Genomic DNA, 15,379 nt, shown 5'->3' with positions numbered 1-15,379 from the left:
GCCGATCGCGCTGATGGCGGGTCACCAGTCAAGTCTCCAGGTACAGCGCTAGGTACGCAGCATCAGCCAGAACAGCAGACCGACCCCCACGCCGAGCGCGCCGAGCACGCAAACGGACAGGGCCAAATGCCGCCAGCCGGAACCCGCGCGCGGCTCGTACAACCCAGGCCGCGCGCTTCGATCCGATGTCCGCCCGTTCGCCTGTTTCTGTTTCTGCGTCGCATGTGCCGGCGCCGCGCGCCGCACCGTGTCGCGAACCGTTTCATACGTCTCGTCGTTGAGCGGCGCGAGCAGATGGCGGCGCCGCAGCCGGTATTCATCGCGTGCAATGCGGCCAAGCCGATGCGCATCGTCGAGCGCATGCAAGCCGCGATTGATCTGCTGTTCGCGTTCGGTCATGTGCGCTCCTTCACCCGCCGCGTGCGCGGCCGGACGCCGCCGGCGCCGATACTCGAATCCGCGCCGCCGCGTGCACCCGCGCTGCTCGACGGCTCCTGAACCTGCGCCTTGACCTGCGCGAGCCAGTTGCGCAAGCCGCCGCCCGGCAGGGTCCGGCTCGCCTTGATATCGCTGTCGAGCTGTTTCAGGCCATCCGGGTCCGCCGCCTCGGCCGCGTCGTAGCGCGCCTGCAAGCCTTCGTAATCGACGTCGGTGACATGCGCCGAGCGCGCTTTGGCGACCGTCGCCGCGAGGTCGTACCGCTCCGCCGCGTTGCTCAGATCGGCGGGCGCGCCGAGCGCCTTCGCCCCCTGCGCGGCGATGCTTGCCGCGTCCGCAAGCCTGCCCTGGCGGCACAGCGCGCGCGCTTCGGCGAGATACGCATTGGTCACGAGCTGCGGCCCGGCCCCGCTCAGGAACGGATTGGCCGGCTGCAACACGCGGATTCGATCGAGCGACTGCTGCGCGCTTTGCGCATCGTTCGCGGCGGCCGCGCGGCGCACCGAGTCGATGCGCGAGGCGACCTCGTCGTCGTCGACCTGCTGGTCGATCTGCTGTTGCTGCAGCAACGCCTGCAAGCGGTCGCGCTGTCCGAGCAGTTCGGCAGACTGCGGGTCGTATTTGAGGCCGATATGCACGAGATCGAGGCTTTGCGACACGCGCGCGGGGTCGCTGACACGGCCGATCGCAACCACGATGCCGTCGGCGAGCGCATCGATCGCCTGCTTCGTCTCGGGCGATGCATCGTTCTGCAGCGCCGCCATCGCCTTCGCGACCTCGTTCTGCCAGTCGTCGCCGGGCGCCGGGCGGCTCGCTAGATCGATCAGCGCATGGCGCGCATCGGCGACGCTCATCGCGCCTGGAATCGGCACCGGCAGACCGGCGGCGACCGCCGCCACCGCAGCCGTGAGCTGGCCTTGCCGCTGCTTCAGTTGCGCGGAGTCCGGAAACAGCTGCGCGCCGAACGCAAGCCACGCGCGCGCTTCGTCGAACTTGTCCTGCGCCATCGAATGGAGCACCGACGCGTCGACCTTCTGTTCGAGCTGCGCGCTTTTGAGGTACGGGTTCGCGGGATCAAGCGCGCGGATGCGGCCGACCAGCTCTCGCGCCCTCGCCGGACGCCCTTCGGATAGCGACCCGGTATCGAGTGCATCGTCGAGTTGCGTGGTCAGATCGTCGAGCACCGCGCGACGCTCTTCATCGATCTGCCGGTGGCGAGCGTCGAGCGCGGTCGAAAACAGTTCGAGCCGGTCGCGCACCTGAAACACATGTTGCGCGGCAGCGTAGTCGAAACGCCCCGCCGCCGGATTCCAGTATTCGTTCAGGCGCTCGAGCAGGAAGTTCTGGATGGCCGCGGCCTGGTCGAGCACGATATGCCGGCGCTGTTCCTTGGCAAGACCGTCAAGCGCGCGCGCCGCGTCGTCTTCGTTGGCGAAATGCTGCGGGTCGCTTGTCGAAAAGCGCGCGATCACGTTTTCGGCGTGCCGTTCGTGCGTGTAGTTGCGCAGCACCCAGCCGCCCACGGCGAGCAGCACGACGGCGAGCGCACCGGCGAAGTACGGGGCGAGCCGCTCGTGCAGCCTGCGGCGGCGCAGGCCTTCGATCAGCGCCCCGACGCTTTTCAGACGGTCGACGCCGTTGAACGCGAGGCTGTCGGCCAGCGCCTTGTTCTGCCGCTTCGTGAGCCGGGTCACGAGCGGCGCCTTGAGTCCCTCCGCACGCGCGGCCTGCGCGCTGAGCTTGTCGAACGGATGCTGGCCCGTCAGCAGTTCGGCGATCACGCAACCGAGCGCGTACACATCGTCGCCCGCGGTCGGCGTCTTGCCTTCGATCATCTCGAGGCTCGCGTAGGCCGGCGTCAGCGCGCCAAGCGTGCCGGCGTCGAATACGGTCAGGTCGTTCACCACTGCTTCGCCGTACATTGCGCCGCCGAGTCCGCTGCCGGGACCGCTGCCAGACCCGCTGCCCGGCTCGCCGTATTTGCCGGCGCGCGCAATGCCGAAATCGAACACCTTCGGCACGCCGTCGCGCGTCACCATCACATTGCCGGGCTTGAAGTCCGAATGCACGATGCCGTTCTCATGCGCGCGTTCGAGCGCGCGCGCCATGCCCTGGATGAGCGGCCACGCCTTGTCGATCGGCATGCCGGAATACGCGCGCTCGCGAATCAGCGTGCGCAGGTCGACGCCGTCGATATATTCCATCGTCATGAAGACGATCGTGCCGTCCTTGTCGAAGTCGTAGACGCGCACGATGTTGTCGTGCGCAAGCTGCTGCGCGCGGCGTGCTTCACGTTGCAGCGCGATCAGCGAATCGGGATGACGGCGGAATTCGTCGTTGAGCACCTTGATCGCCAGGTACGGGTCGCGGTCGCGCGCTTCGACCTTGCGCTCGTCGCGCGCCAGATACACGACGCCCATGCCGCCACGCCCTAGCTCACGCTCGAGCAGAAAGCGGCCTTTGAGCAGCATGCCGACGCTCGCGGATATGCCGCCTTCGGCCTCGGCCACGCGGCGCCAGCTTGCCTGGTTGCTGCTGCTGTCGCTGCCGCTCGTGCCGCTGGTTCCTCTCGTGCTGCTGGTGCCGCTGGTGCCGGTAGCCGTGCCGCCGCGGGTGCCCGTATCGCCGCGGCTGCGGCTCGCCGGTTTCACGACCGTGGCATCGTCGGACGCGGGCGGACGTCCGAACGCCGGCTGCACGATGGTGGCCGCGTCGGGCGCGGGACTGGCTGCCGCATCGACCGGCTGATGCCCCGACGCGCCGGTGCCTGCATTGGTGCCTGCATTGGCTCCTGCACTGGACCCTGCACTGGTCCCAGCACTGGACCCTGCATTGGCTCCTGCAGCGGTCCCGGTGCCTGCGCCGTTGCCAGCACTAGCCGCTTCACCCGTCATACGCGAGCGCGGCTTGACCTGCGTCGCGTCCGCCACGGGCGGCTCGTCCGCTGCGCCGTCCGGCGCATCGGCCTCTTGCGACACCTGCAGGCGCCGCACCAGCGCGCGCGCCACCGCCGGCTCCAGATCGCCGTCGCCGCTCAACCGCTGCAGCGCGTCGAGTTCGGCAAGATGAACAGGCGCCGGCCGCGCGCCGCGCGCTTCGACAGCGTCGAGCAGCGCGGCGAGTCCCAGGGTGTGTGCCCGATACGCGTCGATCAGGTCTTCGAGATCTTGCATGGTGAAATCCTCACGGTTCGCCAAGCCGCACGATCACAGCGGAAAGGTTGTCGCGCGCGGGGCGGTCGAGCGCCTGCGCGAAAAGTTGTGTGACCCGTTCCTCCGGCGCGGCATCGCGTTCGCGATACGCGAGTTCCAGTTCTGCGTCGCTAAGCTCCTTGTTGATGCCGTCCGAACAGAGCAGAAATTGCATGCCGGTGCGACTGCCGCTCACCGCCCAGTCGAGATAGAGCGTGTCTTCGGCGCCGACCGCGCGCGTCAGCACGCCCGAGCCGGGCTGCGCCCGCGCGGCCGCGCCGAACTGCGTGATATCGGACTTCATGCCGTGTACGTGATCGATCGTCAGCTGCCGCAGGCCGCCTTCCTCGTAGACGTAGCCGCGGCTGTCGCCGACCCAGCCGCACAGCACGAAATTCGTGTCGTGCACGAGCACCACGACGGTCGACGCAATCACATCGACGTGCCGCGCGAACGCCGCCGCGCGCAGTTCGGCGTTGACCTGCTGCAGGCTGTCCTCGATCGTCTCGATAAAGTCGAAGACGCTGCCGGCGCGTTCGAGCGCGCCGAGCCGCTCGACGATCAGCGCGCTCGCGAAATCGCCGGCCGTGTGACCGCCAAGGCCATCGGCAACCGCCCATAACCCGAGGTCGTCGCGCACCAGAATCGCGTCCTCGTTGAAGCGGCGGACCTTGCCCGTTTCCGTACGGCCGGCCGAGCGGAAATGCGTCGTCATGCGCGCTCCTCGATGATGGCCAGCGGCCACTGCGCCGGCGTGGCCGATCTGGCCGATACGGCCGATCTGGCCGACAGGGCTGCCATGGCCGATGTCGCCGGCGTTGCATGGAGCCCCACGCGCGTGGCGATGTGCATGCGCGCGTCCTCGCACGAAGGCAAGCCGAGCGCTTCGGCGAAAACCTCCGGCGCCAGTTGCGTAAGGTTGCGTGTCGCGACGAGCAACAGACGGTCGCCGGGCTCGAATGCGGCGCCCGTTTCATCGCAATGCGGGCCGGTCATACTGCCGAGGCCCGGCATCGCGAGCCACGCGTCGCCGAACAGCAGATCGTCGAGTTCGCCGCCGACGCCGGCCGCGCGCTCGACGAACAGCGGCGTCAACACGCCATGCCGCCAATGCCAGGCGGCCGCCGTGCCGATCCGCAGCAGATGGATGCGGCCTGCTTCGAAGCGGGCCGCGAGTGCGGCGCCTTCTTCGTGCACGGGATTGAGCGCGTCTTCAGCGGCGGCTCGCAACGGCGCGTGCAGCGCGAGCAGCGTCGCCCGCAGGCTCGCGAGGTCGGGCGCGCTTGCAAGCGCTGCGGCACGGATGCGCTGCGCAGCGCGGCGGCGCGGGTCAGGCGGACCGTCGTCCGCGCTGACGAGCAGCGTGCGGCCATGGTCGAGCGACAGCAGCGCCGCGTCGGCAAGCGAAGCGGAAAGCTCGGGAAATGCGCCGGGCTGCACGCTGGACGATGCGTTCGGTCGCTCCGATGTCTGCGCGCCTGTGCGCCCGCGCGAAACATCGCCGTGCGCGGCATCTCGCACCGTGGTCGCGGCAACATCACGCGCACTGTGCGCTGACGGCCACTCGACACGCTCGCGCCCCTCGCCGAGACGCGCACTGACCCTCGACACCGTTGGCGCGTTCGGGTCGGACGGCGACGCAGCTGCGCCCAACGGGTTCGAGCTATCGTGCCGATCGCCAGTGGATGCCGGTAACGTTGGCGAAGTTGCCGCGGGCCGCGGGCCGCGCACATCGGGTGGCGACGCGTGATCGTGCATACCGCGCGATTCGGGCTGCGACGCGTGACGTTGCGCCGCACGCAATTCCGGCTGCGACACGTAGCCATGCATACCGCGCGATTCGGGTGGCGATGCGTGATGTTGCGCAGCACGTAGCTCCGGCTGCGACGCGTAGCCATGCATACCGCCCGATTCGGACGGCGACGCGTGACGTTGCGCACCGCGCAGTTCCGGCTGCGACGCGTACTCCTGCGCACCGCCGGGTTCAAGCAACGAAGCGATGTCGTGCGCACCACCCGGTTCAAGCAACGACGCCAGATCCTGCTCGTCGCGCGGCTCAAGCAACGACGCGTAGCTTGCGGGCAGACCGCGCGTCGCGAGTACCCGTTCCGCGCGCCGCGTCCACCACAGGCACCATGAGCCTGGCCGCGTCGCGAGCTGTTGCCACGCCGCGTCGAGCAAAAGACCGGCCGCCACGTCCTGCGGCGACGGCAATCGCCACTGCGCGCTATCCCAATCGAGGTCGCGCCACCACGGCCTCGCATCGTTCGCATGCGCGCATGGAGGCGGCAAGGCCGCGACGCGCGCATCGAACGCCTCGACGCCGAGCGCCTCGTATTGCGCGCCGACGAACACGCGTTCCAGCGCATCGAACCAGTCGCCGTCGGCGAACAGCCCCGCGCACCCACCGCTGCACGGTGCGGCGAGCACCAACGGAAAGCCGCGTCCCACGCGGTCTTCGGCGGGCCCGATGAGGCCGCACCACGCGCTTTCGCCGCACACGTGCGCGGGCAGGACAAAGCGCCATGCGGGACCGTCGCGATACGCGGCCGTCCACTGCGCGGACAGCGCGGTGCGCGCGGTGTCGATCGCTTGCTCGAAATGCCGGTCCCAGATATCGACGAAGCCCGACGGCAGCCGGCGCCCCACGAAATCGCCCGCGCCCGGCAGCTTGCCGTAAAAACCGAGCGCGCCGCTCATTTGGGACACCTGAAGCGCCGCACCTCGCCGTTCAGGAACGGGTTCTTGAGGCTGGCCGGTTGAATCGGCAACTGCACGGTATGCCCGCCGAAATCGAGGTTCGCGATCAGGTGCAAGTCGTCCTGCTTTTGCAGGTGAGCCGCGTCGAGCGCATGAAACAGCGCCCATTCGCCCTGGTACTGCAGCGGCGTACCGATCGGTTGGCCTGCCGTATCGAACGCGCTGAACACGACGCGGCCAGGCTGCGGCCCAGGCCAGGTCATCGGCGCGCTGGACGAAGCGCCGCTTCCGTTGCCTGCGCTGCTTCCGCTGCCCGCGGCGCTCGCGCCGTTCGCCCCACTCTGGCCGCTCGCCGGATATTCGTACTTCTGCCCATCGATCTCGACCGTCAGTTTCGCGATAGCCGGATCGAGCTGCGGCGCGAGCAGCGTAAAACCGACCTGCATCTGCGGGCCGCCGCGGAAATACATCTGGCGGATGTCGTCGGCGGTTTGCGCCGTGCCCAGCATCTGATCGGGACCGGGCGGCGCGCCCGCCTTCCAGCGCCAGGCGTGCCCGCTCGTATCGACGAGCTTGCCGAGCGTCGACTTGAAAAAGCTGTCGAAGCGCCCGCCGTTGCCGAACAGGTCGGCGAAGTTCTGCAACGGAATATCCGATGTGCTGCCCGCCGCGAATGGATAGCGGCCGTCGACAAAGCTCGCGCAATCGTTGCCCGCGGCCGCGCGGAACTGGTCCGCGAGTGCCGCGCTCGAGCCGCTCGCGACGAGATCCGCGCTCTTGCCCGTGAGCCCCGATACGAGACTCGCCACCTGCGGCGGCAACTGGCTGCCCTCCTGGCGTGCCGCCAGCAGCGCGGGGCTATTGCGCGCGGCGGGGTCGCTCAGATCGTTCATCGTCAGCAGCGTCTTGCCGAGCTGATCGAGCACGCTGATCGTCTGGTCGAGCGGCGTCGCACCGGGCGCGCCCGCGCTCATCTGGTCGATGGCCGCGAAATGCGCTTCGATCGCGGCGCCCGGACGGCTGGCCGTCGCGTCGTTGCCCGCGGCTCCGCTCGCGTCGGCGCCGCCGGCCGCCGCGCCCGAGGCCGGCGAACCGCCAGCGATCTTCAGCTCGCGAGCGAGCCGCGTATTCGCCGCACGCTGCCGCGCGGCCCGCTCGCCGGCCGCGCTAACCTGCGCCGCGGCGCCGCTCGCGGCTTCGCCGCCGCCGCTGCCCGCGGGGCTCGTGCGCAGCATGTCACTCGTGTTGTCGCGCACGAGATTGAGCAAGGCCTTGAGCGGCGAACTGGGTCCCGAGAGTTTGGCGGCCAGTGCGCTCGCGTCCTGAATGCTCGATACCGGTTGCAGTTGCAGGTCGCCAAGCAGACCGTCCCATGCGCGGATGTAGTCCTGCTCATACAGCGCGAGCACCTGCTGCTCGAAGCGCGAGCGCGCAAGCGGATCGATTCGCGTCACGCCGAACACCCAGTTGTCCTTCATGAAACGGTCGATCGACTCGTCGAGCCCCTTGTCGGCCACCGCCGCGAAATACGGCCGCGTATAAAGCGCGGGCAACGGTTGCGACAGCGGCGCGCCGCTTTTGCGGCGAAACACGTTGCCGAGCAGACCGAGCGTTTCATCGAGCCGCACCGGCGGCGCGCCCGACCGTTCGGCGTCGAGCTTCAGGCTGCCGTAGATCAGCGTCGACAGATCGGCGGTCTTCAGCGTGGCGCGGGCCCGATCGACCAGCGCGTTATCGAGTGGCAGCGCGCGCGGCTTCTGCGGATCGTCGAGCAGCGCGGTGAAATGCCGGTCGAGCGCTTTCTCGATGGCCGGGTCTTGCGGAAAGAGCCGCTGCCATTCGATGCGCGCCAACGCGGCGAGCTCGGACGCGTCCAGATGCTGCGGCTCGCTCAGCATCAGATAGCCCTTCAGATAGTCGTAGAGCGCCTGCGGATCGTTTGCGCTCAAGGTGAGCCCTTCGCGAAAGCGCACGCCGGCGCCGGGCAGCAGCGTGCCGTTCAGTTCGCGCAGGTACGCCTCGTGCACCTGCTTCGCGAGCGCGCGGCCCTGAAAGAGCCCGAAGCGCATCAGCAGCGGCACATGGCTGTCGTATTGCGCGGCCACCTCCTGCGCGCCGGAGACCGCTTCGAGACGCTCGAGCGCGCGCGCGAAATAGCTTTTCAGATCGGGCGCGCCGGCGAGATTGTCGGCGTCGGGAAAATCCTTGAGCGAGTCCTGCACCTGCGCGACATAGGCGCGATTGCGCGCATAGCTCGCCCCCAGACCCGCGACGAGCAGTGCCGTGACGAGCACGATGCCCGAGTAGGCGACGGCCTGCAGCGCAATCTTGCGGCGCTCGAGTTGCGGGTTGATGCCCGCGAAACCCGACTCGCGAAACAACACTTCCTTCAGCAGCCGCTCGACGAAATACGTGCGTTGCTGCGCACCGGCCCGCTGCACGCGCGCGGCATCGACGCCGAACGTGCGCGCGACGGCGCTCAGCATGCGGTCGATCGGCGCGCCTTCCTGCGTGCCGGAAGTCAGATAGGCGCCGCGCAACAGCGGCGGCGCGCCGTATTGATGCACCGCGAACACGCCTTCGACAAACTGCCGCGCCAGGTCGCGCAACGCCGCGAGTTGCTGCGGAAAGCTGAGCACCGCGGCGCGCCGCCCGCGGTCGCGCTCCGCATGCATGCGCTCGATCACGCGTGTGTTCAGGCGTTCGAGCAGCAGATCGAATTCGGCGGCGAAACGCGTGGACGCGCTCCCGTCGATGGTCTGACCGATCGGAAACGTCATGCCCCACACCTGGCTGCGCAGATCGGGGCCGAGATCGTCGAAGAATTCGCTGAAGCCCGCCACCAGGTCGCATTTGGTGAACACCAGATACACGGGCACGTTCACGCGCAGATGCTGCGCGAGTTCGTCGAGACGGTGGCGCACCGCGCGAATATGCCGCTCGCGCGCAGCGACGTCGAACGTCAGCAGGTCCGACATGCTCAGCGTCACGATCACGCCGTTCAACGGGCGGCGCTTACGGTAGCGGCGCAGCAGTTTCAGAAACGCTTCCCACGCCGAGGCATCGGCGGCCGCGTCGGAATCGTGCGTCATGTAACGGCCGGCCGTATCGAGGAACACGGCTTCGTCGGTGAACCACCAGTCGCAATTGCGCGTGCCGCCGATGCCGCGCAGCGCCTGCTTGCCGAGGCGCCCGGCCAGCGGAAACTCGAGGCCCGAGTTCTGCAGTAAGGTGCTCTTGCCCGATCCGGGCGGTCCGATCACCACGTACCACGGCAGCGCATACAGATTGCGTCCGTTCTTGCGCGTCTTGCGCAACGTGTGGATCGCTTCCTCGAAGCGCTGCTGCAATTGCGCGCGCTCCGCGGCGCTGCGCTCGTCGGCCGCGGCGGCGAGCTGCGCATCCTGGCCGGCCAGTTCTCCGGGCAACTGCGCGGTCTTGCGCGCGGCGCGCCATTGCAGAGCGATCAGGCACAGCAGCACGACGAGCACCATCGCGAGAATCAGCGCGCAGCGCGCGGCGGCGCCGGCCAGCGGCTGGCTGTCGCCGATGCCGAGATACGGGCCGCCGAGCCAGATCAGCGCCGCGATCAGCACGAGGCCGAGGGCCGTGTAGAACCAGCGCGACTTCGCCCAGGTTTTCAGCTTGTCCATGGGCTCAGTTCTCCGGAATAAACACGATTTCCACGCGCCGGTTGCGCGCGCGGTTCTCGGGCGTGTCGGGCGGCGTTGCGACCGGCTGCGACGAGCCGGCGCCGCTCGACTCGAGACGGCGCGGATCGTCGAGACCTTGCGCGAGGATCTGCTCGGTGTTCTGCGCACGCGCGGCTGAGAGCGCGAAGTTGTCCTTGAACTTCAGCGAGCGCACGGGCTGGTCGTCGGTATGGCCGACCACGATCGCGCGGCCGTGCACCTGGTTCAATGCCCAGGTAATGCGGCGTAGCAGCGGGATCTCGCTCGCCGCGATATCGGCGCTGCTCGATGCGAACAGCCCCGCGGCGGCAAGACGCACGGTTTCTTCGCCATCAGGCTTGTCTTCGATGCTGAGCTGACCGGCCTGCTCCTGCGGCGCGAGCAGCTGCTTGAGCGTTTTACGTACCGGCGCCGGCGGCCGCGCCACGGACTGCGGCGGCGGCGCATCTTCGAGGCCGATCTTCGCCAGTTGCGCGCCGACCGGTTCCGCGAGCGCGTTGAGCTTCGTATAGAAAAACAGGAACACGCCGAGCAGCACGACGGCGGCGGCCGCTGCGACGACCCATAGCGGCACGTAGCGCATCAGCGGATTGCGCCGGTCTTCGATGCCGCGCCAGTGCGGAGCAAGCTCCGCGGCCGGCGCCTCGCGCAGACCGCGAATGCGCCGGTAGAGATCTTCCTGGATATCGGCGAGACGCGCGAGGCCGCCCGGCTCGACCAGATAGCGGCCGCCGAAGCCGAGCGCGAGGCAGATATACATCAATTCGATCAGATCGAGATGGCGCGAGAAATCGAGCGACAGGCGCTCGAGAATCTGAAAGAACTTCATGCCGCCGTACGTCTCGCCGTGGAACGTCACGAGCAGCGTTTTTTGCGCCCAGCCGGTGAGCTCGCCCCACGGCGAGCTGTTCACCGCTTCGTCGAGCATCGTGCACAGCACGTAGCGCGCGGCCATGACGGTCTGCGTGCCGAGGCCCGCGTCTTGCGCGTAGCGTTCGAAGCTGTGCACTTCGGCCACCGCCTGTTCGCGCAGCCGCGCGACGTCGGCCGGCGGCGCGACGCTGTGGCGCAGTTGCACGGCAAGCAGCAGCAGCGGATTGGCCGCGCGCACGATCGGATTCGCGACACCGCTGACAAAGTCGCCGAGTTCGGCGCGCAGTGCCGGTTGCTCGCGGCGCGCGGCTGAACCGGCCACCACCGTTGCGTCGCCCGACGCGCCCATCGTGTGCGCCGCGTACGTACCTTGTGGCCCTTGCGAAGCGTTCGATGCATTCGATGCGTTCGATGAACGTGGCCCCTGCGGCGCGACGATGCGCGTCGCGTCGTCGTCGGACGGATTCGCGTGGGCGCCGCCTTGCGGGCGCACCACGGTCGCATCGTTTTGCACGGCCGGATTGTCGCGATGGTCGCGACGGTTGCCGGTATTCATGCGCGCACCGCCCACAGTTGCAGATCGAGGCCTGCAAAACCGCTGCCGAAATGCATCGCAATGCCGCCCGAGGTCTTGAGCATGCGCCACATCGGCGAGTGTTTATCGCACTCGAAATAAAGGAAGCCGGACGTGTAAGGCAACTGGCGCGGCGCCACCGCCATCGGCGATACGCCGATGCCCGGCAACTGCAGATTGACGAGGTCGCGGATTTTTTCGACGGGGCCGATTTTCGACTGGCTCGGCAACTGGCGCCGCATGTCTTCCGATTTCAGATCGGCCTTCGCGGCCAGCACGAAGGTCGCGCTGTCGAGCAGCGAGACATCGGGCACCACGCCGACCCACACGCCGTACTTGCGCTGCTGCAGCGGAATGGCCACGGCGCTCTGCTCGAGCACCGCACTCAATTCGACGCGCAGTGCCGCGATGACCGGCTCGAAGGTCTCGCGCAAGGCCTCGTGACGATACGGTTCGAAGACCTGCGCGCGCTTGCCCGGCGCGGTGAACGTCGCGAATTCGCCGGCCATGCCGATCAGCAGCTGGTAGAACGCTTCGGGATGCAGCATCGGCGCGTCGGCCAGATGCGCGACGAGCGGCTGGTAGCGATTGATTACCTGCAGCATGAGGAAATCTGCGATCTCCGCGGCGCCGCCGCGGTCCGTCTGCGTGACGCGGCCGGCCAGCGCCTCGCCGCGCTGATGCAGCAGGCCGAGCAATTCGGAGAGGAAGGTCACGAGACGGTCCGCGGCTTGCGTGGCAAGCGCGGTCGGCACGAACCCTTCATCGAGAATCACGCGCCGGTCGGCACGGCATTCGACGAGATGCGCGAGCGGAATTTTCACGAGCCCTTCCATCGGCCGCGACGCGGGCGTGAGGTGTGTGCTCATGCCGCCCACTTCGAGCACCGTCAGACCTTGCATGCTGCCCGACGCATCGGGCACCTCGGCTTCGCGCACGCGATAGCGAAACAGCTGGTCCGACTGCCGGTCGGACCATGCGCTATCGGGCTGCGTCGGCGAGCGCAACGGCAGCGTCAGATAGATGATCTGATCGCGCCAGTTCGCATCGATATCGAGCGGCGGCGGCAGCGGGTCGTCGCCGGGCATCGAGAACGGCGTGCCGTCGGGGAACACGCCGCGCGCGCTCCTGATGCCGAGCTTGCCGATCGCAAGCAGATCGGTCTCGAGCTCGAGTTCCTCGAAACCCCACGCATGCGGACGCAATGCGCCGGCGCGCAGCTCGACATAGCGCTCGAAGTAGCGTTCCTGCTGCTGCATGTGCTGCGGCCTCAGAAAGAGGCCTTCGCTCCATACCACCTTGTTGCTCTGGGTCATGTCGGTGAGTGGTGTGTGATCCATGCGCGTGGTGCGGCGCGGACCTGGGGTGAACCTGGCGTGTACCTGGGCTGGACCTTGGGCGGATTTGGGTTGACGTTAGCAGGACCTCGCTTCGATCTCAGTTGCCCCGGTTCTTCAGCCGCAACAGCTGGTCTTCGTAAGCTCTCGCGAACGCGTCGCCGAACAGGCGCCGGAAGCATTCGTCGGGATTCCTCGTCAATATTTCGAACTGCTCCTTGTAGCGTTCCCAGTGGCGCGACCGGTTGCCGATCGGCAAGCGCCGCATGTTCGCCTCGGGGTCCTGCTCGATACGCGCCGGGTCGAAGTGCTCGAGCAGCGACTCGAACGCGGAACGCACGCCGGCGAGCATCGCCATCTGATGGTTGCGAATATCGACGACCGCGTCGTTCAACGCCGCAGTGCCTGACAGAAACGTGCTGTTGGGCGGCGCGAGCAGCTTTTTGACGGCCTCCCCGGCATCAGGCGCGAACTTGAGCGGATTGTTTTCCGAACGCTGGATCAGCGTGGCCGGCATGCGGAAGCTGTTTTTCAGTTCAGCGCGGGCGCGCAGCACGTCCATCAATGCATCGATCGCGAGTTCGAACATGGCCTGCAGGTCATGGGGTGAATCCGCGGTGGCGGCTGTTGCGGCAGCGGGCTGTGCTGAAGGCACGGCGGGTGGCGCTGGCGGCTGTGGTTGCAACTGCGACTGCGGTTGGGCTTGCGATTGCTGCTGCGACTGCGGCTGCGGACTGGCTTGCGGTTGCTGCAGCGGCAACTGCTGCGATGACATGGCGGCCGACGACGGCGCGCCGGAGCCCTCGGGCTGTCGATCAGGAGCCCGTCGCGGCTCAGCGTCCTGCGCTTGCTCGCGATGCGAGTCCAACGTGTGATGCGATAGCTCAGGTTCGTGATGCGCTTCGTCACGCTGCTCGCCACGCTCTTCGTCGCGAATTGCGTCGCGGCTTTCGTCGCGGCTTTCGTTACGACTTTCGTCACCGCTTGCGCTACGACGTTCGTCGAGCCCGTCGTAATCGCGTTCAAGGCCTTCGCCGCCGCTTGCGTCGCCGTTTGCATCGCGGCTTGCGTGACTGCCTTCCTCGCGCCCTTCATCGCGGCGCGGATCGCGAATCCCGTCGCGATTTTCGTCGGGCGTTGCGTCGCGCGTTTCATCGCGCTTCACATTGCGATTCACATCGCGCTTCACATCATGCTTCGCAATCGCCCCCACGCGGCTCGCGTCCCAGTCCTCCGGCAGCACCGGCGCGACCTGGCGTGCAGGCGCGGCTTGCGGCGGATGAAAGCGGTCCGCTGCGGACGGCGTGTGATTCCAGCTCGGCTCGGGCTCCGCGGACGGCGCCGGCGCATCGAAAAACGACGGCGGCACATCGAACAGCGCAAGCGGATCGAGCCCGGCGCTCGACGCCGGCATATCGGTGACGCCGGGAATCAGCACGTCGCCGCCCGCTTCCGTGCCTCGCAACGCGTCAGGCGACGATCCGGCAATCAGAGCGGAATGCAATGGACCACCGTGCGCCGCGAAATCCGCTTGCGGATGCGCGACAGAGACAAAACGCGCCGACCCTGCAGCATCAGCGCCGGCAACCGCACCATCGCGCTGCGTCGCTCCGCGCTCGCGCTCGTGTTGCGTGGTCCGCCCCGTGCCGTCGCGCTTGCGCGCAGTATCGTTGCCCGCATCCGCGCCGGTATCGTTCCCGCTCACGTGCACGCTGATTTCGAACTCGTCGATCTGCAGCCGGTCGCCGTCCTTCAACGCGGCCGGATCGCCTCGCGAAAGCGGCGTGCCGTTGAGCAGCATCCCGTTCGTGCTGCGGTCTTCGATAAAGTAAATGCCGTTCAGGTAGCGCACCAGCGCGTGCAGCCGCGATACGCCTTCCGCGCCCAGCACCCAGTCGCAGTCTTCCGAGCGTCCGATGCTGCCGTCGCGCTCGTCGAACACCTGCTCGCGGCGGCTGCCAAAGCGGTCTGCATGCGCACCTTGCACCTCCAGAGTCAGATGGGGTGAGCCGTTCATGTCCTCTCTCCGTCCATTGCGCCGGGCGTGCCGAGCAAACCCAGCGCGCCTCGCACGAAGCCGGCGCGGCGCTCGGCGAATTGCGTCGTCACGCGCGCGGCAAGATAGGTGATGGCAAGCGCCGCGGCGCGCGCCGTCATAAAGCCGGCCGGCGGCGCAGGCGTATCGCTGCCCGGCGGCGCGAGGTCGCCGCCGGACCAGCCCGCTGCGGCCGCGGCCCATGCGCCGGCGTTACCGAAGCGCTGCGCTCTCGCGAACGCGAGCGCGTCGCGGCGGCGCGCGTCGTCCGGCTCGCGCACCCACTGTTCCGCGAGCGCGACGCCGGCACGATCGGTTTCGTCGAGCGCTTCGGCGCGCGCGCACTGGCACAGCCAGGCCACCGCGTAGCGCCGCGGCAGCAGGCGCGCCAGCAGCGCGAGCGCGTCTTCGGCGAGATTGGCGTCGAGCAGCGCCTGCACCGCGTCGCGCGGTGCGCGCTCAGGCTTCAACGCATCCAGCACGCGGTGCGCGGCATCCGACAACTGCATCTCGCGGGCGGCTTCGACGATCGTGTCCAA

The 15,379-nt window shown here is 68.1% G+C and carries 9 protein-coding genes; all 9 read right to left on the bottom strand.

Going from position 1 to position 15,379, the window contains the following annotated elements; all coding sequences use genetic code 11:
• Nucleotides 1–48: 48 nt before the first annotated feature.
• The 9 genes from KZJ38_RS30605 to KZJ38_RS30565 all read right to left on the bottom strand — a co-directional run bounded on the left by KZJ38_RS30605 (nt 49) and on the right by KZJ38_RS30565 (nt 15,379).
• On the bottom strand, nt 49–399 hold the full coding sequence (locus KZJ38_RS30605; RefSeq protein ID WP_219800809.1) for a hypothetical protein: 351 nt from the start codon (nt 397–399) through the stop codon (nt 49–51).
• Nucleotides 396–3,611, bottom strand: a complete 3,216-nt coding sequence (locus tag KZJ38_RS30600) for a serine/threonine-protein kinase (RefSeq protein ID WP_219800808.1) — start codon at nt 3,609–3,611, stop codon at nt 396–398. Before KZJ38_RS30600 ends, KZJ38_RS30605 begins: the two co-directional genes overlap by 4 nt.
• A 10-nt stretch (nt 3,612–3,621) precedes the next feature.
• Entirely contained in the window at nt 3,622–4,344 is a 723-nt protein-coding gene (locus tag KZJ38_RS30595) for a PP2C family protein-serine/threonine phosphatase (RefSeq protein ID WP_219800807.1), read from the bottom strand.
• Nucleotides 4,341–6,329 carry a type VI secretion system-associated protein TagF gene (tagF, locus tag KZJ38_RS30590; RefSeq protein WP_219800806.1) on the bottom strand — a complete coding sequence of 663 codons (1,989 nt, stop codon included), beginning with the start codon at nt 6,327–6,329 and terminating at the stop codon, nt 4,341–4,343. The genes KZJ38_RS30595 and tagF overlap by 4 nt, the downstream gene beginning before the upstream one ends.
• Entirely contained in the window at nt 6,326–9,982 is a 3,657-nt protein-coding gene (gene tssM, locus KZJ38_RS30585; RefSeq protein WP_219800805.1) for a type VI secretion system membrane subunit TssM, read from the bottom strand. The genes tagF and tssM overlap by 4 nt, the downstream gene beginning before the upstream one ends.
• Before the next feature lie 4 nt (nt 9,983–9,986).
• Nucleotides 9,987–11,450, bottom strand: coding sequence for a type IVB secretion system protein IcmH/DotU (icmH, locus tag KZJ38_RS30580; protein WP_219800804.1), 1,464 nt, complete (start codon nt 11,448–11,450; stop codon nt 9,987–9,989).
• On the bottom strand, nt 11,447–12,808 hold the full coding sequence (gene tssK, locus KZJ38_RS30575; protein ID WP_246641843.1) for a type VI secretion system baseplate subunit TssK: 1,362 nt from the start codon (nt 12,806–12,808) through the stop codon (nt 11,447–11,449). Before tssK ends, icmH begins: the two co-directional genes overlap by 4 nt.
• Nucleotides 12,809–12,905: 97 nt before the next feature.
• Nucleotides 12,906–14,822, bottom strand: a complete 1,917-nt coding sequence (gene tagH, locus KZJ38_RS30570; RefSeq protein WP_219800803.1) for a type VI secretion system-associated FHA domain protein TagH — start codon at nt 14,820–14,822, stop codon at nt 12,906–12,908.
• Complete coding sequence (locus tag KZJ38_RS30565; RefSeq protein ID WP_219800802.1) at nt 14,819–15,379, bottom strand: DUF6931 family protein; 561 nt, start codon at nt 15,377–15,379, stop codon at nt 14,819–14,821. The genes tagH and KZJ38_RS30565 overlap by 4 nt, the downstream gene beginning before the upstream one ends.

Origin of the sequence: Paraburkholderia edwinii (assembly GCF_019428685.1) — a bacterium.
Taxonomy (GTDB): domain Bacteria; phylum Pseudomonadota; class Gammaproteobacteria; order Burkholderiales; family Burkholderiaceae; genus Paraburkholderia; species Paraburkholderia edwinii.
Note: the sequence above shows the minus strand (reverse complement) of the source record. Positions and strands in the feature narration are given on the sequence as shown.

Excerpts from the sequence above, each read along its gene's own strand:
- tssM (WP_219800805.1), bottom strand. The coding sequence starts at position 9,982 with ATGGACAAGCTGAAAACCTGGGCGAAGTCGCGCTGGTTCTACACGGCC.
- tssK (WP_246641843.1), bottom strand. The coding sequence starts at position 12,808 with ATGGATCACACACCACTCACCGACATGACCCAGAGCAACAAGGTGGTA.
- tagH (WP_219800803.1), bottom strand. The coding sequence starts at position 14,822 with ATGAACGGCTCACCCCATCTGACTCTGGAGGTGCAAGGTGCGCATGCA.
- KZJ38_RS30595 (WP_219800807.1), bottom strand. The coding sequence starts at position 4,344 with ATGACGACGCATTTCCGCTCGGCCGGCCGTACGGAAACGGGCAAGGTC.
- KZJ38_RS30600 (WP_219800808.1), bottom strand. The coding sequence starts at position 3,611 with ATGCAAGATCTCGAAGACCTGATCGACGCGTATCGGGCACACACCCTG.
- tagF (WP_219800806.1), bottom strand. The coding sequence starts at position 6,329 with ATGAGCGGCGCGCTCGGTTTTTACGGCAAGCTGCCGGGCGCGGGCGAT.
- icmH (WP_219800804.1), bottom strand. The coding sequence starts at position 11,450 with ATGAATACCGGCAACCGTCGCGACCATCGCGACAATCCGGCCGTGCAA.
- KZJ38_RS30605 (WP_219800809.1), bottom strand. The coding sequence starts at position 399 with ATGACCGAACGCGAACAGCAGATCAATCGCGGCTTGCATGCGCTCGAC.